The sequence below is a fragment of the Lysinibacillus sp. NPDC059133 genome, assembly GCF_042755925.1.
Taxonomy (GTDB): Bacteria; Bacillota; Bacilli; order Bacillales_A; family Planococcaceae; genus Lysinibacillus.
Genome location: NZ_JBHZDH010000049.1, coordinates 19,820 through 40,981, shown reverse-complemented (window position 1 = coordinate 40,981; position 21,162 = coordinate 19,820). Strand labels below are relative to the sequence as shown.

General features: G+C 36.2%; 21 protein-coding genes and 1 riboswitch. Of the genes, 15 read left to right on the top strand and 6 right to left on the bottom strand.

Annotation, left to right across the window (positions count from 1 at the left end):
* The first annotated feature begins 137 nt into the window (after positions 1-137).
* Positions 138-440, top strand: coding sequence for a rhodanese-like domain-containing protein (locus ACFXN8_RS20530; RefSeq protein ID WP_386847467.1), 303 nt, complete (start codon positions 138-140; stop codon positions 438-440).
* 54 nt (positions 441-494) lie between these two features.
* On the opposite strand, the gene ACFXN8_RS20525 is transcribed toward ACFXN8_RS20530, so the two are convergent.
* Entirely contained in the window at positions 495-890 is a 396-nt protein-coding gene (locus tag ACFXN8_RS20525; protein ID WP_386847466.1) for a hypothetical protein, read from the bottom strand.
* Positions 891-1,215: 325 nt separating this feature from the next.
* Here ACFXN8_RS20525 and ACFXN8_RS20520 point away from each other — a divergent pair, with 325 nt between their 5' ends.
* Both ACFXN8_RS20520 and cobT read left to right on the top strand, forming a co-directional pair.
* A complete protein-coding gene (locus ACFXN8_RS20520; RefSeq protein WP_386847465.1) occupies positions 1,216-2,088 on the top strand; it encodes a DMT family transporter in 873 nt (290 codons plus the stop codon).
* Positions 2,089-2,218: 130 nt separating this feature from the next.
* A riboswitch (cobalamin riboswitch) is annotated at positions 2,219-2,393 on the top strand.
* Positions 2,394-2,507: 114 nt separating this feature from the next.
* Positions 2,508-3,563, top strand: coding sequence for a nicotinate-nucleotide--dimethylbenzimidazole phosphoribosyltransferase (gene cobT, locus ACFXN8_RS20515; RefSeq protein ID WP_386847464.1), 1,056 nt, complete (start codon positions 2,508-2,510; stop codon positions 3,561-3,563).
* Positions 3,564-3,715: 152 nt separating this feature from the next.
* On the opposite strand, the gene ACFXN8_RS20510 is transcribed toward cobT, so the two are convergent.
* Positions 3,716-4,321 (bottom strand): trimeric intracellular cation channel family protein, encoded by a 606-nt coding sequence (locus tag ACFXN8_RS20510; RefSeq protein ID WP_386847463.1) that lies wholly within the window; start codon positions 4,319-4,321, stop codon positions 3,716-3,718.
* 503 nt (positions 4,322-4,824) lie between these two features.
* Between ACFXN8_RS20510 and ACFXN8_RS20505 the strand changes: the two genes are divergently transcribed.
* From ACFXN8_RS20505 to glnA, 3 genes are all read left to right on the top strand, one after another.
* The gene (locus ACFXN8_RS20505) at positions 4,825-6,075 is read left to right on the top strand and encodes a methionine gamma-lyase family protein (RefSeq protein ID WP_386847462.1); all 1,251 of its coding nucleotides are present in this window, start codon (positions 4,825-4,827) and stop codon (positions 6,073-6,075) included.
* 382 nt (positions 6,076-6,457) lie between these two features.
* A complete protein-coding gene (locus ACFXN8_RS20500; protein WP_386847461.1) occupies positions 6,458-6,832 on the top strand; it encodes a MerR family transcriptional regulator in 375 nt (124 codons plus the stop codon).
* A gap of 83 nt (positions 6,833-6,915) precedes the next feature.
* Entirely contained in the window at positions 6,916-8,250 is a 1,335-nt protein-coding gene (glnA, locus tag ACFXN8_RS20495) for a type I glutamate--ammonia ligase (protein WP_370075106.1), read from the top strand.
* A gap of 144 nt (positions 8,251-8,394) precedes the next feature.
* On the opposite strand, the gene ACFXN8_RS20490 is transcribed toward glnA, so the two are convergent.
* Positions 8,395-8,790, bottom strand: coding sequence for a CotD family spore coat protein (locus ACFXN8_RS20490; RefSeq protein ID WP_386847460.1), 396 nt, complete (start codon positions 8,788-8,790; stop codon positions 8,395-8,397).
* A 601-nt stretch (positions 8,791-9,391) separates the two neighbouring features.
* On the opposite strand from ACFXN8_RS20490, the gene ACFXN8_RS20485 reads away from it, so the two are divergent.
* Positions 9,392-10,747 (top strand): YjiH family protein, encoded by a 1,356-nt coding sequence (locus ACFXN8_RS20485; protein ID WP_386847469.1) that lies wholly within the window; start codon positions 9,392-9,394, stop codon positions 10,745-10,747.
* 180 nt (positions 10,748-10,927) lie between these two features.
* A complete protein-coding gene (locus ACFXN8_RS20480; RefSeq protein WP_376069507.1) occupies positions 10,928-11,485 on the top strand; it encodes a hypothetical protein in 558 nt (185 codons plus the stop codon).
* A gap of 76 nt (positions 11,486-11,561) precedes the next feature.
* Here ACFXN8_RS20480 and ACFXN8_RS20475 read toward each other — a convergent pair whose 3' ends face one another.
* The 3 genes from ACFXN8_RS20475 to ACFXN8_RS20465 are packed head-to-tail and all read right to left on the bottom strand — an operon-like array spanning position 11,562 to position 13,486.
* Positions 11,562-12,260 (bottom strand): hypothetical protein, encoded by a 699-nt coding sequence (locus tag ACFXN8_RS20475; protein WP_386847459.1) that lies wholly within the window; start codon positions 12,258-12,260, stop codon positions 11,562-11,564.
* Entirely contained in the window at positions 12,257-13,123 is an 867-nt protein-coding gene (locus tag ACFXN8_RS20470) for an ABC transporter ATP-binding protein (protein WP_376069513.1), read from the bottom strand. The genes ACFXN8_RS20475 and ACFXN8_RS20470 overlap by 4 nt, the downstream gene beginning before the upstream one ends.
* Before the next feature lie 3 nt (positions 13,124-13,126).
* Positions 13,127-13,486 (bottom strand): GntR family transcriptional regulator, encoded by a 360-nt coding sequence (locus tag ACFXN8_RS20465; RefSeq protein WP_386847458.1) that lies wholly within the window; start codon positions 13,484-13,486, stop codon positions 13,127-13,129.
* 276 nt (positions 13,487-13,762) lie between these two features.
* Here ACFXN8_RS20465 and queF point away from each other — a divergent pair, with 276 nt between their 5' ends.
* The 7 genes from queF to ACFXN8_RS20430 all read left to right on the top strand — a co-directional run bounded on the left by queF (position 13,763) and on the right by ACFXN8_RS20430 (position 21,084).
* A complete protein-coding gene (queF, locus tag ACFXN8_RS20460) occupies positions 13,763-14,263 on the top strand; it encodes a preQ(1) synthase (protein ID WP_049668571.1) in 501 nt (166 codons plus the stop codon).
* On the top strand, positions 14,263-14,898 hold the full coding sequence (locus ACFXN8_RS20455) for a queuosine precursor transporter (protein WP_386847457.1): 636 nt from the start codon (positions 14,263-14,265) through the stop codon (positions 14,896-14,898). Before queF ends, ACFXN8_RS20455 begins: the two co-directional genes overlap by 1 nt.
* A 956-nt stretch (positions 14,899-15,854) precedes the next feature.
* Complete coding sequence (locus ACFXN8_RS20450) at positions 15,855-16,106, top strand: phage holin (protein WP_370075099.1); 252 nt, start codon at positions 15,855-15,857, stop codon at positions 16,104-16,106.
* 94 nt (positions 16,107-16,200) lie between these two features.
* Positions 16,201-18,306 carry a DUF2339 domain-containing protein gene (locus tag ACFXN8_RS20445; RefSeq protein WP_386847456.1) on the top strand — a complete coding sequence of 702 codons (2,106 nt, stop codon included), beginning with the start codon at positions 16,201-16,203 and terminating at the stop codon, positions 18,304-18,306.
* Positions 18,307-18,637: 331 nt separating this feature from the next.
* Positions 18,638-19,087, top strand: coding sequence for a type IV pilus modification PilV family protein (locus tag ACFXN8_RS20440; protein WP_386847455.1), 450 nt, complete (start codon positions 18,638-18,640; stop codon positions 19,085-19,087).
* 17 nt (positions 19,088-19,104) lie between these two features.
* A complete protein-coding gene (locus ACFXN8_RS20435; protein ID WP_386847454.1) occupies positions 19,105-19,551 on the top strand; it encodes a type II secretion system protein in 447 nt (148 codons plus the stop codon).
* Positions 19,552-21,084: a pilus assembly PilX N-terminal domain-containing protein gene (locus ACFXN8_RS20430; RefSeq protein ID WP_386847453.1), complete on the top strand. Its 1,533-nt coding sequence runs from the start codon at positions 19,552-19,554 to the stop codon at positions 21,082-21,084. It abuts the gene before it with no gap.
* The last annotated feature ends 78 nt before the right edge of the window (positions 21,085-21,162 follow it).

Below are 21,162 nucleotides of genomic sequence, written 5' to 3'. Positions count from 1 at the left end.
CAGCAAAGCAAGTAGATTTTTTAGAGACAGACGAATAGAAACATTAGAGTAAAACAGTTAGTGTTCATGACACTAGCTGTTTTTTTGCCTTCAGGCTATAATGTAAGAGGAAATCGACATATTGGAGGACTACACAGATGAAGACTATGGATACAACAGAAATAGTAGAACTATTAGATGCGAACGAAGACCTATACATTATTGATGTTCGTGAAGATGATGAGGTAGCACAAGGCATGATCCCTGGTGCTCAACACATTGCTCTTGGGACAATCCCTGAGCGCTTAGGTGAATTAGATGCTTCAAAGCCATACATTATCGTTTGCAAAGCAGGCGGTCGTTCAGCAAATGCTTGTGCATACCTAGAAACGCAAGGCTTTGACGTAACAAACCTTGAAGGTGGCATGCTTGCTTATGATGGAGAGTTAGAATTTAAATAATGGCATACTAAAAAAGAAAGAGCCTTTCAATATTCGCTCTTTCTTTTTTTGTGCTTATTTTTTTAGTGAGTTGATGATAAGGCTAAAATTTTTTTCGAAATTATTGTACGGATTATCATTTTTTAGCCCCTGAGTCTTTAAATTATAACTGGCAAAGTTTAATCCGGCACCGTAAACTTGTAATGCGCCATTCGCAAGATCACCTTTCTGAAGAAGTTCAATACCTTCCTTTAGGAAGTTTTCGCTTTCATCGAAGTGACATTCAGTAATGTTTTTATCCCCACTGTGAAATAATTTTAAGTTTTCGATGATTTTATTCGCTGTCTCTTCACTTATTGAAGCGTCTACATTGATTAATATTTGGTTTATCGGTTTTACTAGCTGAGCATATAGGCTGTCATAATTTTCACATGTTTCAGCAATTGCGTTTCTTAGCTTTTTTGTGTCCATCGTCTCTTCGCCTACCTTTTTAATTTTGTCCTACCTTACATTGTATTAACTCCAAAACTTATCTAGCATGCCAGTTTTAATTTTCTTCGTTTTGGGTACTTATCAAAAGATCGCATCTAGCATTGATATTCTTACGCGTGAATATTCAGAAATGTGTTACAATTAAATCTATTAAGGAGGGATAATTATGTACCAAACGATTGCACCCCCAAAAATGTCTTTACAGTAGAATCGACTGTTAAGGCATTCAATAAAAGCTTGCTAATTCTCAATAGATTCTACTGTATATCGAAGACTATATACATGTAGAAAGTAGGAATTAGAAATGAGCGGAAAACTATCTTTTATTTTATCAATGATGATTTTTGGCGCTGTCGGTGTTTTTGCAAAATACATTAAGTTGCCTTCGAGTGAAATTGCCTTTTGGATGAGTCTCATCGGCTCTTGTTTTTTACTGTTGATTTTCCTTTGTAAAAAAGAAAGGTTTACGAAAACAACTATTTTGCAAAATAAATGGCCATTGTTACTTTCGAGCTTTGCCTTATGCGGTAATTGGATTTTCCTTTTCCAAGCGTACAAGGAAACAACCATCGCAAATGCAGCGCTAAGTTACTATTTTGCTCCAGTACTAGTGATTTGTTTATCACCTATAGTTTTGAAAGAGAAAATAGTAGTAAGAAAAATTTTTTACGTTTGTGTTGCTCTTGTAGGACTGTATTTTATCGTTCAAAGTCAAATTACCGAAACGAGCGAACATTATATCGGTATTGTATATGGGCTTATTGCAGCTTGTTTCTATACAATAGTTACATTTACCAATAAGTATATTCATGGATTAAAAGAGCCTGATAATACGATTATTCAACTTGCTTTAGCTGCGCTATTCCTTGCTCTTTATCTTATTGGGACAAATGGGTTTCAAGTCATGCAAATCGATATAAAATCAATTAGCTTACTTATAGCATTGGGCATTGTCCACGCGGGGATCGGCTTCTATCTGTTCTTTTTCGGAATGCGTCATCTAAAAGGGCAAAGTATAGCTATTTTAAGCTATATTGATCCACTGACATCATTAGTGATTTCGACGATGATTATAGGAGAAAAAATGACGAGCCTACAAATAATAGGCGCTATTCTTTTGCTCGGTGCAACATGTCTGAGTGAAATAGATAAAACAAAGCTAATGTTACAGCAATAATGATTGTAGGCGTTTAAGCAGACATTCGACTTAATAGAATATTTGACGAATGTCGAACACGCCCTTGTGAGTGATGTTTACGTAAAAGTTAAACATTGACACAAAAACCACTTTGCCGTAAATTTAAAATAATTGCATAAAAGCATTAGGTGCCCATTGCGGGAGAATAGGGAATAAAGTGAAAAGCTTTAGCGGTCCCACCACTGTAAAAGGGAGTTTCATAGAGAATACCACTAGCATCGCTGGGAAGGTTCTATGAAATGTTGAAATTGAGCCAGGAGACCTGCCTATCTGCTTCCGTTATATAGACGATGGAAAAGTCTGTAGTTTATTTGTTATGGAATAAACTACAGGCTTTTTATTTTTTTCTCTAAATCATTCTTCGAGTAACAAGGGCAAAAAAGAAAGGGGAAATTTTCATGCAATTATTACAACAAACGATTCAAAACATTCAAAGTGCTGACCACAAAATGATGGAGAAGGCAAGGGAACGCATAGATGCACTTTGCAAGCCTCCTGGAAGCTTGGGGAAACTGGAGGCTCTTGCTGTACAACTATCCGGAATTACAGGAGACCTATTTCCTGCGATTGATAATAAGACGATAATTGTCTGTGCAGCAGATCATGGTGTTTGTGATGAAGGGGTAACACCTAATCCACAAAATGTGACGGTCTTTCAAACATTAAATTTTCCTAGAGGAGGAACAGGTGTCTGTGCTATCGCAAAAATCACAAATGCAAAAATTGTCACAGTAGACGTTGGTGTAAAAGAGGATATTCCACATGATGCTGGTGTTATCATAAAAAAAATTAAATATGGCACGGACAATATGGCAAAAGGTCCTGCTATGTCAAGGGAAGAAGCCATTCAATCTATTGAAGTAGGAATTGAAGTAGCTACGGAAGAAATAAAAAAAGGGGCGAATGTACTTGGGACAGGCGAAATGGGTATTGGTAATACGACGCCAAGTGCTGCAATATTATCGGTTCTTCACGAATGTCATCCAAATGAAGTGACAGGCTTTGGTGCAGGAGTAGGACCAGGGGGGATAGCACATAAAGTAGAAGTCATTCACAATGCTATTGCATTAAATAAACCAAATCGCGATGATGCTATTGATATTCTTGCAAAGGTTGGTGGATTAGAAATAGGCGCTATGGCTGGAGTGATACTTGCAGCAGCTGCACATCGTAAACCAGTTGTTATTGATGGCTTTATTTCTACTATTGCTGCACTTATTGCATACGAACTCGAACCAAACGTAAAAGACTATATCATTCCATCTCATGCCTCTGAAGAACCAGGTGCAAAAATTGCTGCTGAAATGCTCGGAGTTGAACCGATGTTGCAGATGAATATGCGATTGGGCGAGGGCTCTGGTGCAGCTTTAGCCTTTCCTATTTTGGACGCAGCTTGCTCTATGATGAAAAATATGACTACTTTAGAAGAAGCTATGATGCTATTGAAAAAGTGATTTATTACCATTTCATTAGGTGCGCACTGCAAAAAAAGGAAGGATGTTAGTGGAATTTGGAGATTCCATTAAGCGGATTGAACATTTTAAGAAAAAATATTTAAAACAAGCCCAAATCTGATATTTGGGCTTGTTATTATGCAACAGTATAACTATGCTCGACTCAACTTCCGTAACGGTAAACGCCATTTCTTCATGTATGAAAGTATTCTTAGTACTGTGATCACTCCAAATAATACATATAAAAAGATATCCCCTGTAAAAAGTTGAAGTCCGATGATAAGCCCGGCTATTGCTGCCCAAACACCATAGATTTCATCACGGAGGACTAATGGTTGTCGTCTAGCTAATAAATCGCGAATAATTCCACCACCTGACCCTGTTAAGACAGCAGCTACAATAACGGCACTAATAGGCATGTCGAGCTTCACAGCATAAAGGGCACCTTGAATCGCAAATGCCGATAATCCAATAGCATCAGTGAAATTGCCCCAACGATGCCAATGCTGAATAAGCCGATGTGGAAATAAGAAAAAAATTGTGATGGCTGCAATGGCAATTTGGAACATCATATCCTGCCCCCACAGTGTTGTTACAGGTAACCCTATGAGTAGATTTCGTATAGCTCCACCGCCGAAAGCAGTTACGATACCGAGTATATAAACACCGAATAAATCGTATTCTTCCTCCATTGCAATTATTGCCCCGGAAATAGCAAAGGCAATTGTTCCAATGATACTAAAAACCTCCCAAGCCAACCCTTTCACCCCTTAAGTGAATAAATCATTTCATGTAGTTTTAAATTAGATTCCATACTAGGAATCATTAAAGTCTCCTTTTTTGTATCTAAGAGTATTTACAAAGGAAATCATCGACTTATGATTTAGAATTATCAGATATTAAATATCAAGAGTATTGATCAGGAAAAAATAGGTTTATTATTGAGCGATAAAGGATTTTTTTGTTTCTATTTTGCTATTATATTCCTATTTTAACTGATTGTAGCGTAGGGCTACTCGACGCTCGCCCGCAGGAAAGCGAGTAGCCCGTAGCGGAAATCAGCCTCTTTGAATTAATTCGGATGTATAAAAATGGTTAATCAACATACCTAATTAAATATCTTATTATAGCAGAAAAAATAGATGTAGTTTGTAATTTAGCTTAGCGCCAAAATGCAATTAGAAACACAAGCAAATTTTGCAGGCAAGCTCACAAATTGTTAAGATAAGATTTGAACAAATGTGAAATGGAGAAGAACATAATGACTTTTACAACGAATTTATCAGAAGAAACACTAGCATTAGCTGCTAAAATAGAAGAAAAGGTACGCCCTTTTCATGCAAAGGTAGAAGACATGGCGTTCTTCAATCAACAAAAAGTGCTTGCTGCGTTCCGTAAGCATCAAGTTAGTGATTATCATCTGCACCCGTCTAATGGTTATGGCTATGATGATGAAGGGCGTGACAATCTAGAACGTGTTTATGCAGAGGTCTTTGGAGCGGAGGCTGCTATTGTACGTCCGCAAATTATTTCTGGTACACATGCAATCACACTTAGCTTATTCGGAGTGCTACGTCCTGGTGATGAATTACTTTATATTTCCGGGCAGCCGTATGATACATTGCAATCAATAGTCGATGGTGGCGATAAGGATACTGGCTCGTTAAAAGATTATAAAATCGGTTATAGCCATGTGGATTTAATCGATAATCAAGAGATCGATTGGGAAGGTGTTGCAGCTGCAATTACAGCAAACACAAAAATGATTGCTATCCAACGTTCGAAGGGCTATGCAACACGCCCATCCTTTACCATTTCGCAAATTGCAGAAATGTGTGCAAAGATCCGTGGATTAGCACCGAATGCAGTTATTTTCGTCGATAATTGCTACGGAGAATTTGTTGAGGCACAGGAACCAACAGAGGTTGGGGCTGATTTAATAGCAGGCTCGCTCATTAAAAATCCTGGTGGAGGCTTAGCAAAAATTGGTGGTTATATTGCGGGTCGTGCAGATTTAGTAGAGAAATGTGCTTATCGTATGACATCACCAGGTATTGGTGCTGAAGCAGGAGCAACATTAAATACGCTTAGTGATTTCTATCAAGGATTTTTCCTTGCTCCACATGTTGTATCTCAAGCATTAAAAGGTGCCATTTTCACGGCTGGTATGCTAGGAGAAATAGGCATGAATACATCACCAAGGTATGATGCTAATCGTACAGATTTAATTCAATCGGTTTCTTTCCAAACGGTAGAACAAATGATTGCTTTTTGCCGTGAAATTCAAGCGAACTCACCTATTAATGCGCATTATGCACCAGAGCCAGCGTATATGCCTGGCTATGAAGATGATGTCATCATGGCAGCTGGAACTTTCATTCAAGGTTCAAGCATTGAGCTTACAGCAGACGGTCCTATTCGTCCGCCATTTACAGCATTTATTCAAGGTGGGTTAACATACGAGCACGTAAAATTTGCAATTTGTAGTGCTGTTCAGAAAATCCAAAAATAAGTAACGAAAAACTATTCAAAACTTCCATTTTGAATAGTTTTTTTCTTATGGATGAAAAGTTGAAGATGACATTTGTTAAAGTGTATTCCATTTATATTAGTTGATTGGAGTGAAGCGGCTCATCGGACGCCCCCAGGAAGCTCTGCTCTGCGCGAAAGCGAAGCGTCAGCGGCAAATGTTTTATCTGTGCGAAAGCGAAGCGTCAGCAACAAAGCGCCAAGCCGGGACGGAAATCAACCCCACGTTAGGATATTAAGTTTAGTTTTTTACAATTTTTCATCATTTCAAAAAAATATTTTAATCCATGTCAGGAAACCTTACATGAACGGTTGACAGTGTAAATTTTTCGTTATATTATTAGCAGGTATTGGAGGGGACTTAAATGAGTCGTGAAATTAGACGAACTATGCCGTTATTATCTATGAATATCGTAATGCAATTGACAGAGCTTTCGGCACGTCAGATTCGTTATTATGAAGAACACCATTTAATTGAGCCGCACCGAACAGAAGGCAACCGTCGAATGTTTTCATTAAATGACGTCGATACACTGCTGGAAATTAAAGATTATTTGGATCAGGGTATGAACATGGCGAAAATTAAAAAGCTGTTCGCTAAAAAGAATGAACCTGTTTCAACAGAAGAACGTGATTTAAGTGACTCAGAATTACGTCACATCATGCGTGAAGAAGTGCGTCAAGCGCAGCGCATGCAAAAATCATCCATCCGACGTGGGGATTTATCTCGATTCTATTAATAAAAAGCAACATCATTCATTTCTTTATTAATAGAGTAGAGTAATGATAAAAAGCTAGACAATTTATAGGAGTGTGGAAAACTGTGGGTAAATACACTAAAGAAGACATTAAACGTCTAATCGAAGAAAAAAACGTAAGCTTTATACGTCTACAATTTACAGATATTCTTGGCACAATCAAAAACGTTGAGATTCCTGTAAGCCAACTAGACAAAGCACTAGAAAACAAAATGATGTTTGATGGCTCATCCATTGAAGGCTTCGTACGTATCGAAGAATCAGATATGTATTTATATCCTGATCTAGATTCTTTCGTAGTGTTCCCTTGGACTTCTGAAAAAGGGAAAGTAGCACGTTTCATCTGTGATGTATACACTGCTAAAGGCGAGCCATTTGCTGGTGACCCACGAAACAACTTAAAACGTATCCTTAAGAAAATGGAAGATATGGGATTCTCAAGCTTCAATTTAGGACCTGAGCCAGAATTCTTCTTATTTAAATTAGATGCAAAAGGTGAACCGACATTAGAAGTGAACGACCACGGTGGTTACTTCGACTTAGCACCAACTGATCTTGGCGAAAACTGCCGTCGTGATATCGTATTAGAGCTAGAAGAAATGGGCTTTGAAATTGAAGCGTCTCACCATGAGGTAGCTCCTGGACAACATGAAATCGACTTCAAATATGCAAACGCAATCACAGCTTGTGACAATATTCAAACGTTCAAATTAGTTGTTAAAACAATTGCACGTAAACACGGTCTACATGCTACATTCATGCCGAAGCCATTATTCGGTGAAGCGGGTTCTGGTATGCACTTTAATGTTTCGTTATTTAAAGGTAAAGAGAATGCATTCTACGATGAATCTACTGAATTAGGCCTTTCTGAAACAGCAATGCAATTCATGGCAGGTGTGCTTGGCCACGTTCAAGGCTTCACAGCTGTGACAAATCCAACAGTTAACTCTTATAAACGTCTTGTACCAGGTTATGAAGCGCCATGTTATGTAGCATGGTCAGCTCAAAACCGTTCACCACTTATCCGCATCCCATCAGCACGTGGTCTTTCAACTCGTGTAGAAGTACGCTCTGTGGACCCATCTGCTAATCCGTATTTAGCGATGGCTGTTATTTTAGAAGCTGGTCTTGAAGGGATCCGTCGAAACTTAACACCACCAGCTGCTATTAATCGAAACATCTACGTGATGTCTGATGAGGAGCGTAAAGCGAATGGTATCGCAAACTTACCACCAGCACTTGATGATGCTTTAGCATTACTTGCTAAAGATGAAGTAGCTCAAGCAGCTTTAGGTGAGCATATTTATGCAAACTTTAAAGAAGCAAAAGAAATCGAGTTCGACATGTATCGTACAACAGTACACCAATGGGAACGCGATCAATATTTAAAAATGTATTAAAAATATTAACCGAGTACCTAGTAAAGGTGCTCGGTTTTTCTTATGAAATGAGCGTAAATAGTAAATAATAGAAATAGGCATTTTCATAAGAGAGTGCTATTGAAAAATATGCGATGAGGTATTTTTAACCTCATCGCATATTTATTAATAGCCCATATGATGATGACCCATATGATGATGGTCCATGTGATGGTGATGATGTCCCATATGGTGGTGGTGATGATGCGGCATATGGCAAGGTTCAGGTGGCATTTCACAAAGTGTATGAGTTTCGCAACATTCATTCACTACAGACTCAGTGCATGGGAAATGATACTGATGATCAATCATATGTTTATTAACTGTTGTTACATGTGCTGGCTGTATATGTGGTACAACTGTATGGATGTAGTTAGTGCGTACAAAATCCTCTGGTGGACAACAATGTGGTGGCTCAAATTGAGTTGGACATGTAATCGGTGGACAACAATGTGGACCTTTTGCATGATGATGGTGATGCATATGTTGCATGTGATGCATATGATGCATACGTCTATCCATGGTAAAACCTCCTGTTTTGATAAGTTGTGGTTCATAATTAACATATGAGATGAAAGACAGTATGGTCTATTTGTATGCCTATTAAGGGCTGGTTAAATCTCTTAGGCAATTAAAATAGGTATGATTAATGGAGAGTTTCGCCAAATTTCAACTTCTTTTAGACTTCAGCTACTGTAAAATTGAGCTTTGTTGAAAGGGAATGGTGCAAAGAAGAAAGGCTGATAATATTAGCAGAGAATAATAATAATATTAAAATTTTAGATTGAATAAAAATGCATTTTGTTGTAGAATTAACCGATGTATTGTAGGTTTACGATATTTTTTAAGTTCATAAAAATGAATGATAGTAATTATTCTAAAAGACTTAATGCATAGAAATTTTGCATTGCGGATGTTAATTATAAAAAGTAGTGTTTGGGCATTCCTTTATTACTTTTTAAAGGAATGTTTTTTTTATTTTACCCTCCATTAACTGCTCGTAAATGCCAGATTGATGAATGAAACACTTTATACTGATATACATTTCTTGGTGGTTTTACAGTACCTAACAAGCATGATGTATAAAACTTCGAAAAAATCTAAAGAAATGAGGCTTTAAATGATGAAAAAATATCCTACTTCTTCATACTTTTTCTTCATAATTCCGTCTATTATTGGTGTCCTATTATTTATGACACCAGTCTTAACGGAAGATGGATGGAAAATTCCAATAGCTATTTTAGCAAATTTATTAGCAGGTTTTGTTGCGCCTATTATTAGTTACTTCACTATAATTATATTTGCGATTTCGGCAATTGGTTCACTCGTTGTCAAGTTTATTCCTCGAAATCATGCAAAAGAGCCTAGTATTTTAGATGCGTTATTTTATGTAAATTGGTTTTGGACAATAATAAGAGTTATCGGTTTAGTATTTGCTTCAATGGTTGTCTTTGATTTTGGACCATCAGCGATAAATAATGAAAATACGGGTGGATTATTGATGAATCCAGACGGTGGTTTAGTAACATTTTTATTTACGATTTTCTTATTTGCAGGCCTACTATTACCGTTTTTAACAAACTTCGGCTTGCTTGAATTTTTTGGAACGATGATGGTGAAAATCATGCGTCCTCTCTTTAAAAGCCCAGGTCGTTCATCGGTTGATGCACTTACTTCGTGGGTTGGTGATGGAACAATTGGTGTTCTGATGACGAGTAAGCAATATGAATTGGGGAACTATACGAAAAAAGAGTCAGCCATTATTGCAACGAGCTTCTCTGTAGTATCTATCACATTCTGTATCGTAGTATTAGATACAGTGCATTTGTCACGCTATTTTATTCCATACTATTTAACGGTTGTACTTTGCGGTCTTGTGTTAGCGATCGTTATGCCGCGAATTTTTCCGCTTGCTAACAAAGAAGATACTTATATCGACGGTACACCAGTTGATTTATCACGTGAAGAGTTACCAGAAGGCTATAATTCTGTGTCTCATGGCTTAGAAAATGCTTTAGCCGTTGCGCACGCCAATCGTGACCCACGCCAATTTTTGAAAGATGGAACTAGAAATGTCTTGGATTTATGGGTTGGTGTAGCACCGATTGTTATGGCATTTGGTACGGTTGCTCTAATGCTTGCTGAATTCACCAATATTTTTGCATTTTTAGGAAAGCCGTTTGAACCTATTTTAACAGTACTTGGTTTACCAGAAGCAGCTGAGGCAGCACAAACGATGGTTGTTGGCTTTGCTGACATGTTCTTACCTTCAATTTTAGGAGCAGGAATTGAGGCTGACTCTACTCGATTTGTGATTGCTGTCGTTTCTGTGACACAACTTATTTATATGTCTGAAGTTGGCGGCCTTATTTTAGGTACAAAAATTCCACTGAAATTTTTAGATCTAGTTGTTATTTTCTTAATACGTACGATTATTTCACTACCAATCGCAGCATTAGTTGCACATATACTCTTTTAGACTAAAAAGGCAATTGTTCGAATTTTACTAACGCGAACAATTGCTTTTTTCTATAGTAAAGTGCGCGCGAAAAAGGAGAATATCTACAAAAAGAATAAATAACAGTGAACAAAATACAACTTGCACATAAATTCGTGGAGTTGGGAAAAACTACGTTTAAAGTGATACCGAGGTGACAAAATGGACAAAATTTTTTCTCTCTGCTTAAGTTCCTGTTATTTGTTATTTTCTCAACCAAGTGATGCCTATATCAATGATTCGCTCAGTCCTTATGAAGAAGTTTATCCTGAGATAGGCTATAAAACGGTTGAAGCAGCTGCCTCCGATTTTGAACGGCACTTTCATCAAGGACTAAAGCTACCACTTCGAGTACCTCCTATTAGTTTTACACATCATTTTGGTCGGTTTAATGATCTTGATGGTGACACGAACGATTTTTTTGAAGTTACATTTATTAATCATCAGCTTCCAGAGCATCATTATAAAATCACAGTTCGGCCTATTGAGTTTAAGTTACCTTCTAAAAGGGAAAATATAGTAAAGACATTTAAGTTGAAAAATGGAACGACTTCAATCTATATGGAAATTTCAGGTTTCAATGTACTTACTTTTGAAAGAGAAGATTGGCAATATATGCTATGGGTTGATAAAAGGGTTTCAAATAAGGTGACACCTGAAGTGTTAGTTGACATTGCCAATTCCATTGACTATACAACGCAAGAGGATGAACGGGGTTAATATAAAAAATGCCAAGACCTTTAATGTGGGCTTGGCATCATTTTCTTTTTGAAAGCATTCCGAAAAGCCTCTAGAATTATGCTGCATTGACAGAAGCATTTCGAATCGCCATTGTTATGATAGAGTAGAGTAATGCACTAAAAACTAATAAACCACTTAATAGAGCAATGCTAGATATATTTGATAGTAGGTCAAACAAAGGAGAATACCACTTGAAAATGATTGTAACAATCGGAATTAAGCCGAGTAACCCTATAAAAATGTAACCGCCAATAGTTCCTAATCGATAAAAGACAACATTCAATAAAAGGCCTGAGATTAGGAGGAACAGCAGTAATGCAGTGTCGAATGCCATCATTTGTAAAAAAGAAGGGGAATGGTCAAATAAAAAAATAGGATGGAGAGTGTAAATATCTTTTACATTTAATAGATTAGAAAAGTAAGCAGCTATTTTATGTGTACAAGTAATAATAAAAGCGCCTGTTAAACTCCATAAAATGAAAAATATTCCTATGTTGAACGTATATTGCATTCGACTTAAACCAAGCTTTAGAAAATAAGGTAACGTTATATTTAGTAACTTTGTTGCCATTATACAGTAGAAAAAATAAACAGGGAAAGAAATCGAGAAAGCGAAATAATAATTATCTAGTTTAAAAAAGGCATTTATGAAAAAGGTAAATCCAATAATGAAAAATAAATTGCACCAAAAAATTATATTTCTTTTTTTATAGCTTTGAAAAAGTACATAAAAACTACCTTTTACAGTGTTCATTTAGTTGACCTCGCTTTCTGCTGTTTACTCAAATACACTAACAGATCTTGTAGTGAAACACGTTCAGTGCTAATTTTTTCCCCATCGATGCATCGACCATTGGAGTAGATAATGGCTGTTTTTTCATTCATAAATGTATGTTTGTAAATAACCTCTAGACCATTAATTGCTTGCTCAACATCAGAAGAACTACCTTTTACTGCAACAATATGCTCATGCCATTCCTCCGCTGTTTTCTGAAGTAGTAATTGTCCTTCGTGTAAAATAAGTATTTCTTCAAATAGCTCACTTGCCTCATCAATTAAATGTGTAGATAAAATAAAAAGTCTTGGATTTTCAGTTTGTTGTTCAATCAATAAATCATAAAAAGTATTTCGGCCAGCTACATCAAGTCCGATATAAGGTTCATCAAAGATTGTAATCCCTGCGTTACTCGCAAAACCTGTAATAATGCCTAACGCAGACACCATTCCTTTTGATAAACTGCGAACCTTATCTTTTGGATTTAGAGCAAAAACTTCTAGTAGCTCCATTGCTAGATTCCCATCCCATTTTGGATAAAAGTAGCTATTCGCCTTTAACGTTTGTGCAATAGTCATTTCCTCTTGAAAATTTCCACTCTCTGCAACAAAACAAATATCACGCAGAGTTAAAGGTACATTGAAAACATTTTCTCCATTGACAGAGATGTTCCCATTAGTTGAAGCAATAAGCCCTGATAATAAATTTAAGAATGTTGTTTTACCAGCGCCGTTATGGCCCAAAAATCCAATAATTTTTGGTCCTTCAATTGTAAAAGAGATATTTTTTAAAGCTTCCTTATGTTTATATGATTTACTAACATTTTTCACTTCAATTTTCATAGGTTAACTCCTTTGAAACATATTTTGTAATTCTTCATCCGAAATACCTAATCTTATTGCTTCTTTTTTCAATGGCTCAATATGTTGCTTGAAAAAATTTTCCTTACGCTCCGCAATTAATATCTCACGAGCGTCAGTACTAACAAACATGCCGACGCCGCGTTTTTTATAAATTACGCCTTTGTCCACTAATTCATTCACGCCCTTTCCGGCTGTTGCAGGATTAATTTGATATTCCTTTGCAAATTCATTTGTGGATGGAATGCGATCTTCGACTTGTAGGTGTCCATCTAAAATTCCATCTTCTATTCGTTCGCGAATTTGTTGGAAAATGGGCTTTTCATTGTTTAAAGAGTGAATCACAATCCACCTCCTTGTGTTGATTGGTTAATTACTTGTGTAACTAACTATATAACGTTAGGATATTTTTGTCAATCCCATATTATGAAAAAATTAGTTGACTGAATGCATTCTTTAAGTTAATATAACTAGCGAATAAGAAAGAGGTTCATAGCGCATACCCTCTATAAAAAACTATGGATGACGTCATCTACGCCATATCCCAAAATGCGGATATGGCGATTTTTTTTATTAGGATTCACGCATAATGAACTTCTCACAACTTGAGGAGGCATTTTTATGGCAGGAAGAAATGAAGAACAAGGCTTACAGGATTTAACACTCCTTGGCAACCAAAATACAAAGTATTTATTTGAATACTCACCGGAAATACTTGAAGCGGTCGATAATTTGCATACGAAAAACGATTTTTTTGTGAAATTTAATTGTCCGGAATTCACGAGCCTATGTCCGATGACAGGGCAACCTGACTTCGCAACAATGTATATATCTTTTATTCCAGATAAAAAGCTAGTCGAGAGTAAATCATTAAAGCTCTATTTATTTAGCTTCCGTAACCATGGGGACTTTCATGAAGATTGTGTTAACATCATCATGAATGATTTAATTAAACTGATCGAGCCTCGTTATATTGAAGTGTGGGGCAAGTTTACGCCGCGTGGTGGCTTGTCCATTGATCCTTGGTGTAACTATGGTCGCCCGGGCACAAAATATGAAAAAATGGCGGAGCATCGTTTGATGAATCACGATATGTATCCGGAAAAGGTAGATAATCGCTGATGCTTTACTATTTAAATGGATTGTTTGTAGGCTTTTTAATTTTAGCTAATGTTTTAGCTGTTAAAGTGTTTAGTATAGGCGAATGGATGATGCTTCCGGCCGCGGCGATTTTAATCATTTTCACGTATCCGCTTATTGATGTAATTTGCGAGGTATATGGTAAGGAAGCGGGTGGGCGCACGGTCCGAACAGGGCTTATTGCACAAGTGTTTGCGGCATGCTTCATCGCTATTGCCATCGAACTACCACCTGCACAAGCCTTTGTTCATCAGCAGGAGTTTGAGACAATTCTCGGCGGGAGTATGCGTGTCATTATTGCAAGCCTTGTAGCCTATTCGGTCAGCGTTAATTTGGATGTAGTCATATTTAGTAAATTTAAAGAAAAGCATGGTAGCGGAAAGCTTTGGCTTCGAAACAATGTGTCTACGATGCTAAGCCAACTCATCGATACGGCATTATTTATATCGATAGCCTTTTATGGAATAATGCCAATTAAGGTGTTACTGACATTATTTATTACACAGTATATATTTAAATTTTTGGCGTCCATTGCTGCAACACCACTTGTTTATGGGTTAGTTTTCGTTGCGCGAAAATTTGATAAACGTAAAGGCTTAGAGCCATCTCATTATTGAGGTGTTCGAAGTGATGAAAAATTCCACGTTATTGTGATGAATTCATTTTTATATGAATACTTTGAATATTTATCGGAACAAAATCTTATTTTATCGGAACAATTTTAGCTTTTATCGGAATATTTTCTCGTTTTATCGGAACAATTTCAGTTTTAGATTTCTTGGGGATTAGTCACAGATGAGACCCTGGAGCGAAGCGGCTCATCTGATGCCCCCTGAAGTTTATTTCATTAACATAATAGATTTTCAACATCAAAAAGCCATCTCAGTACTGAGATGGCTTTTTGATAAGGTAAAAACGAAATGATTTTTATAATAGAAATAGTGTAAGAACTTGAAGAAAGGTTGAAGGTATTTGTGCTGTATATGGGACTATATATTCTTGAACAAGTCAATGAATCAAAAATATCCCGAATGAATATTGACTTACTAAATTAATGATTTTGGCTTCAGAAAGTTATTGAAATAATAAGCGGTCATGTCTAAATTGATGTGATTTTGGTGTCTCCTAAATAAAACTGAATGTTAATTTTATTGTAGAGAACGAAAATCTTGTTCGTTTACTATTTGTCGGCTGGCTTCCTTGCTTTGTAATGCATATTTAATCGTTGAATATTGTCAATGGGTTGCCGCAAATAGTATTTATCGCGCTCAAAACATTCTACTCATATACCATTTCAATCCCCCACATTCACACATGTTTGAAGGCATCCATCAACGAGATGCACCCTAACTTTTTTATGAGTAAAACCTTCGTAGTAAAATAAAATTGATATATAGGTTTGGTTATTTTATTAATAACTTGATGGGAGAGATGCGCATAATTCTTCTACGGAAGTTAATGGAACTCTCTTAAAAAAATCCCTCTTATTCCACGTTTATAGCTCCATTTTTGCATATGTGCCACGTTACGGCGATGCATATACTATGGATGAGAAGGGGGGAGGTGAGCGGTTATGAGAATTAACTGGATGATCCGTTTTCAGCATAAACCATTTTTACTTGCGCTATTTTCGTTGATTTTATTACTCGCACAACAAGTAGCAGCTATTTTTGGCTACGATTTAACGAGTGCAATGAGTGATCAGGCAATGACCATCTTAAATATCGTATTATCAATTTTCGTTTTATTAGGAGTTGTTGTAGATCCAACAACGCGGGGAACCAGTGATAGTCAACGTGCTTTAATGTATCGAAGACCTAGATAAACAGGGGAGTAAAAATAAATCAAAAGTGTAATTTTACATTTTGGATAATTGTGTTACAATGATAAAAAATTGATAAAGTAGGGAGGATGATTGAATGTCGCTTGAAATGGAGCAGAGGATTGCCAAGCTCGAGCAGGAAATGAAGGATTTACGGCATGAATTAGATGGCTTAAAGCGTCAGCAACCTGTTGAAAAAACAAGTGCCATGAGTGCCAAGAAATCCATGGTTGATCAATTTGCACCAAAACCAGCGCAAAACCTTAAGCCAAATTCAAACTTGGAACCAAAGCCAAAAATAATGACAAATCCAGAAAAAAAGGTGCAGCCACAGCGAACATTGGAAGAGCATATTATGTGGGCACTGCCAAAATTATTTATGGTCATTTTAGTGATGGGGGTGCTTTGGGGTCTTAAGCTCGTGAGTGATTATGGCTATTTATCAGACATGGTTAAAATTATCCTCGCCTACGCATTATCGCTTGCCCTAGCAGCGATAGCTTATGTGTTGGAGCGTAAAAAAATAGGGTCATCGGCCATAACAATTTCTTTATATGGCGGGGCGTTTATTGTTGGGATATTAACAACAGCCGCAAGTGCGATATTGTATGAAATCCTAGGTTTAACGATGGCACTTGTCATTGCCGTTGTTTATATCGGCTACGGTATTGTTATTAGCTATGTAAAGAAAAACGAAGTACTAACAATATTTGTAGCGTTTACTTCATTATTACTACCATATTTACTGGAATATATGGAATTTAGTCCTGTTATTATCTTAATCTATGTGGTTGTACTATTTATGATGCTACAATTTGTCATTCATCAACACAAGCAGAAATTGGCACTTTATATAGCAACCTTTTTCTCGGTGCTAGCTGTCAGTATTATAGCGTTTATGAACCATGACAATCGAGTTGTTTTTGCCATAGGTTTCCTTGTTGTTCTAACTATTTTTTACACGAGTTGGTGCCGTTTATATAATGCAGAGTCTAAATTGAAATATATTCATGTCGGACTCCAATTCAGTCTAGGAGCCTTTAGTTTATTGCTCTTGAACTTTATTATTAGACCAATTGAATATAGCGAAGCACTTTTACTCATAGTAGTCAGCTTGTTTGCGGCTTTAGCGGGTTATGGCTATAAGCAAAAATGGCAGGAGGCATTTGATAGTGCCGTAACACTCGCATTTATTACACTATGTAATACGCTACTAGTTATGAATTTACCAGGGGGAGTAGATCAATTGCTCATCCCGTTCATCACCTTTGCAGGCGTTATGATGAGTTTACGATTACGAGCAAGTATGATGAAGGTTGTCGGCTCATTTTCATTTACAATTACACTCGCTTTAAATTTTATTATTCATGAGCCGACACCATTCTTCAGCATAGATCACGTTAGCTTGATCATGCCGGGAATATATCTCCTAATTATTTATGTATATGCGAGACGTCCAAAAGAGACACTGACATCCTTTGAAAAGTTTATGAAGGAAATGTTTATGGTTGATATTGTAGCAGTTATTACGGCTGGTTATTTCTTATCCTATATCGGAAAGCTGGATGGAATTTACTTTGCAGGTGCTGGTAATATCCCACATCTAACGTATATGATCCTCGCTTTACTTTTCACGGGATCACTTTTAGTACCAACAAAATACAAAGGGCGTGCATTAACGCCAGTCCTTAGTGTATTTTTCGTTTTCTTCACAGTAATACTTGAAATTATTCCGTACAATATGCAGGGTGTCGAGTGGCTAAATATAGTAACAAGAATCGTGTATATTGCTGTAATCGTAGCAATTATGATTGATTTATTGATGAAGGGGCGCATTTATCAAATCTATCAAGAGCAAATAGAGAAACTTTTGGACCTGATTGTAAGTGCTGGCGTTGTGCTGACGATGATATCCATTTGGGGCCTCATATACCAACTTTCCTATAATATGTTGCTTGATTGGAAACTAAGCATTGCTTTTTCAACGATTACATTATTCCTGACAGCCAGTATTTCACTATGGCTTAGCACGGTGCGTAACTTACGAACATTACGCCTAACAGGTTTTGTTATCTTAGTGATAGCGTTTATTAAGCTTATATTCTTTGATTTATCAGCTCTAGACTTATTAATACGAGCTGTCCTGTTTATTTCGATAGGTGGGATTGGGATGTTGTTGTCGGGTAGGTTGTTACGGAGATAAATAATATAAATCTAAAGTATAGTATTTCAATAAAACAACATTAAAGCCGTTTACCTTTATTTTTGGTAAACGGTTTTTTATATTTTATGGTAACTTAAACGTAGTTCGCTTTACATCTTTTAGGGATGGGAAAATTTAAAAATAAATACAAATTCATGGGGAGAAGCGGTATTGTAAATGCTGTTTACATATGAAATAGTATAATTAGCACAGAAAAGAATCGATGAATGGGGAATTATAGTTACTATAAGTACTATTGTTTTAGTTTTTAAGACTAATATATTTTTTAACTTACTTACTAAAAAGTATGATCAGCATAAGGAGGGAGAAAATGCAACGTAAAAACAGAAAATTATTTAACAGTCAAGGGGGGTTCTCTTTAATTGAGGTTGTTGCTTCTTTAGTAATCATAACTATCATCTTATTATCCTTTTTCGGCTTACTCATTCAATCGAATAAAACAGGGAAAAGCTCTGAACAAATTATTGATGCTACCTATTTAGCGCAAAAGGAAATGGAGAAAATGTATAACTACTTTAAATCCACCACAATCGAAACTTGGGAATCTAATTTTCCGTACCTAGCTGAAAAGGATGAAGTGAATTCAATCGGTAATATCACTCAGTATAAAGTGACACCCTCTAATGCTAAAAATAAGGAAATCATAATAGTGAATGCTGAAAATATGTCGCATGATAATACCATTAGGATTACTATTGAAGTTTATGATTCAAGAGCGGAGATATTAAAAGCGAAAGTGCAAAATATCTTTAGTTTATAAGAAAAGAGGTGATTCGTATGTCTAGATTTCATAATGAGAGAGGCGTAACCTTACTAGAAGTTTTGGCTGTTACTGTAATAGCTACGCTCGTATCTCTTGTTGTTATGTCTATCTTAATGAACAGTAAGACTACAAGTGATAAACAAATGGAATCGACTATTCAATTATCTGACACAACCTATATTTTGAAAGTCGTTACTAAAGATACACGTAAATCTACGGAAATTCATAAAAAAGCTCTAGATGAGTATACAGAATATACATTAATAAGTAATCAAAATAATCAAAAATATACTTATGTCTATCACGAAAAGGATCGGACGATTACGAGAAATGATGAAATGATTGCAGCAAATGTGCTTGATTTTAACATTGAAGATAAACGGAGTCATGTAATTATTGATATTACAACGCCAAATAGTAAGCCTTTTTCATCAACTATCTATTTTAGGGGAGGCAGCTAGATGTTTAAGAATTTAAAACAAGAAAATGGCTATTCGTTACTTTTAGTAATTTTGACAATCGCTTTTATCTCAGTTCTTGGAATTACGCTTTTAACACTTACTGCTAATTCATTAAAGACGTCTGCTAATGAGCGAGATGACCAATCTGTATTTTACATTGCAGAAGGAGGGTTAAACAGTACGAAAAGTAAAGTAGAACAATTAGTTAAAATTACATACGATGAAAACAGAAAAAAATTCAATAAGCTACCTCTTTATAAAAGAAAACCGGAAAGATTTAAGTTAGATTTTATAGATGCATTTGAAAGTAGCTTAGAAAAAATCTTTGAAAAGAATCAATCAGCATATAATGATACAGTGACTTTTGATGAACAATTTAATGAAAACCCTATTGCAAATGTAAAAGTTATACAAGAAAACACAGAGCCGTTGCAATATAAAATAACGTCCGTTGGTACTATTGGAAAGAAAACGAGAACCGTAGCACAGACAATTACAATCAATTTAGGAAGCGGAACGGGTTCTGGTTTTTCGAATTCCGCTGCTATCCACGCTATAAAAGACATCGAACTTGGAGGCGGTAAACTTAATGGGGATGTTGTTTCTGACAGTGGAAAAATTAGTATTACACAAGATAGTACTAAAATTACTGGTAAGATTGGAACAACTCCAGATAAGTTTTCAAAGCTGGACTGGATGAATGTTACGAATGAGATTATAGGGAATATTGCATTTCCAAAGGATGTATTACCACCTTTCCCGGATAATGAATTTACTAGTTTAAGCACAAAACCATATACAAATTCAGTACAAGTTACCATCGATGGAATGCAAACTCAACTCTCATTAGATGATAACTCAATTATGATTGATGGTGGAGAAAATGGAAACATAAATGGGTATCAAAACTTTAGTGGTACTCTCCCGCTTACTCAAGATATGTACTTGAAAACGCTTTCGGTTTCTTCGGACAGAAAGTTAACTATAGATGTAGGTAATTCAGACAAAAATTTATATATAGATAACTTTGACTTCTTTCAAGGGCATTTAAATATTACGGGAAGTGGTAGATTAACTTTGTATATTAAGAATGCTTTTAATTTAAAGGGAAGTTCGAGTATGAATAATACAGGAGACATAGGGCAGTTAAGTGTATATTATACAGGTACTTCGTTAATGGATTTTACTGGTGATACAAAAACAAAAGGCTCCATATATGCTAAGTCGGCCGATATAAACATAAATGGTTCTGGTAGCGTGCAAGGGAATCTGTATGCAGGTGGATCAAATATCACTGTAGAAGGAGGAGCGTATAATCACGGCTTATATATTTATGCACCCGACGCAAAAGTCACAATGAAAGGATCAGGAGAAGTTATAGGAGGAATAATGGCTTATACAGTAAATACCAGTGGAGGTTCAACTGTTACTTACAAACAAAAAATGATTGAAGATACAATATCAAATGGTGGTTTAGTATTTGAAGAAAATGATAATTTAACAATTTCTAATAGTATGCTTGAAGTAGAATAAATATCACGGAGCATGAATAGGCATATTTATCTCATCTATCAAGGACGAATTTGAGCTATTGTAAGTAAAGGCGTTGTA

Coding starts and splice junctions, on each gene's coding strand:
- ACFXN8_RS20530 (WP_386847467.1), top strand. CDS start 138: ATGAAGACTATGGATACAACAGAAATAGTAGAACTATTAGATGCGAAC.
- ACFXN8_RS20525 (WP_386847466.1), bottom strand. CDS start 890: ATGGACACAAAAAAGCTAAGAAACGCAATTGCTGAAACATGTGAAAAT.
- ACFXN8_RS20520 (WP_386847465.1), top strand. CDS start 1,216: ATGAGCGGAAAACTATCTTTTATTTTATCAATGATGATTTTTGGCGCT.
- cobT (WP_386847464.1), top strand. CDS start 2,508: ATGCAATTATTACAACAAACGATTCAAAACATTCAAAGTGCTGACCAC.
- ACFXN8_RS20505 (WP_386847462.1), top strand. CDS start 4,825: ATGACTTTTACAACGAATTTATCAGAAGAAACACTAGCATTAGCTGCT.
- ACFXN8_RS20500 (WP_386847461.1), top strand. CDS start 6,458: ATGAGTCGTGAAATTAGACGAACTATGCCGTTATTATCTATGAATATC.
- ACFXN8_RS20490 (WP_386847460.1), bottom strand. CDS start 8,790: ATGGATAGACGTATGCATCATATGCATCACATGCAACATATGCATCAC.
- ACFXN8_RS20485 (WP_386847469.1), top strand. CDS start 9,392: ATGAAAAAATATCCTACTTCTTCATACTTTTTCTTCATAATTCCGTCT.
- ACFXN8_RS20480 (WP_376069507.1), top strand. CDS start 10,928: ATGGACAAAATTTTTTCTCTCTGCTTAAGTTCCTGTTATTTGTTATTT.
- ACFXN8_RS20475 (WP_386847459.1), bottom strand. CDS start 12,260: ATGAACACTGTAAAAGGTAGTTTTTATGTACTTTTTCAAAGCTATAAA.
- ACFXN8_RS20470 (WP_376069513.1), bottom strand. CDS start 13,123: ATGAAAATTGAAGTGAAAAATGTTAGTAAATCATATAAACATAAGGAA.
- queF (WP_049668571.1), top strand. CDS start 13,763: ATGGCAGGAAGAAATGAAGAACAAGGCTTACAGGATTTAACACTCCTT.
- ACFXN8_RS20455 (WP_386847457.1), top strand. CDS start 14,263: ATGCTTTACTATTTAAATGGATTGTTTGTAGGCTTTTTAATTTTAGCT.
- ACFXN8_RS20450 (WP_370075099.1), top strand. CDS start 15,855: ATGAGAATTAACTGGATGATCCGTTTTCAGCATAAACCATTTTTACTT.
- ACFXN8_RS20445 (WP_386847456.1), top strand. CDS start 16,201: ATGTCGCTTGAAATGGAGCAGAGGATTGCCAAGCTCGAGCAGGAAATG.
- ACFXN8_RS20440 (WP_386847455.1), top strand. CDS start 18,638: ATGCAACGTAAAAACAGAAAATTATTTAACAGTCAAGGGGGGTTCTCT.
- ACFXN8_RS20435 (WP_386847454.1), top strand. CDS start 19,105: ATGTCTAGATTTCATAATGAGAGAGGCGTAACCTTACTAGAAGTTTTG.
- ACFXN8_RS20430 (WP_386847453.1), top strand. CDS start 19,552: ATGTTTAAGAATTTAAAACAAGAAAATGGCTATTCGTTACTTTTAGTA.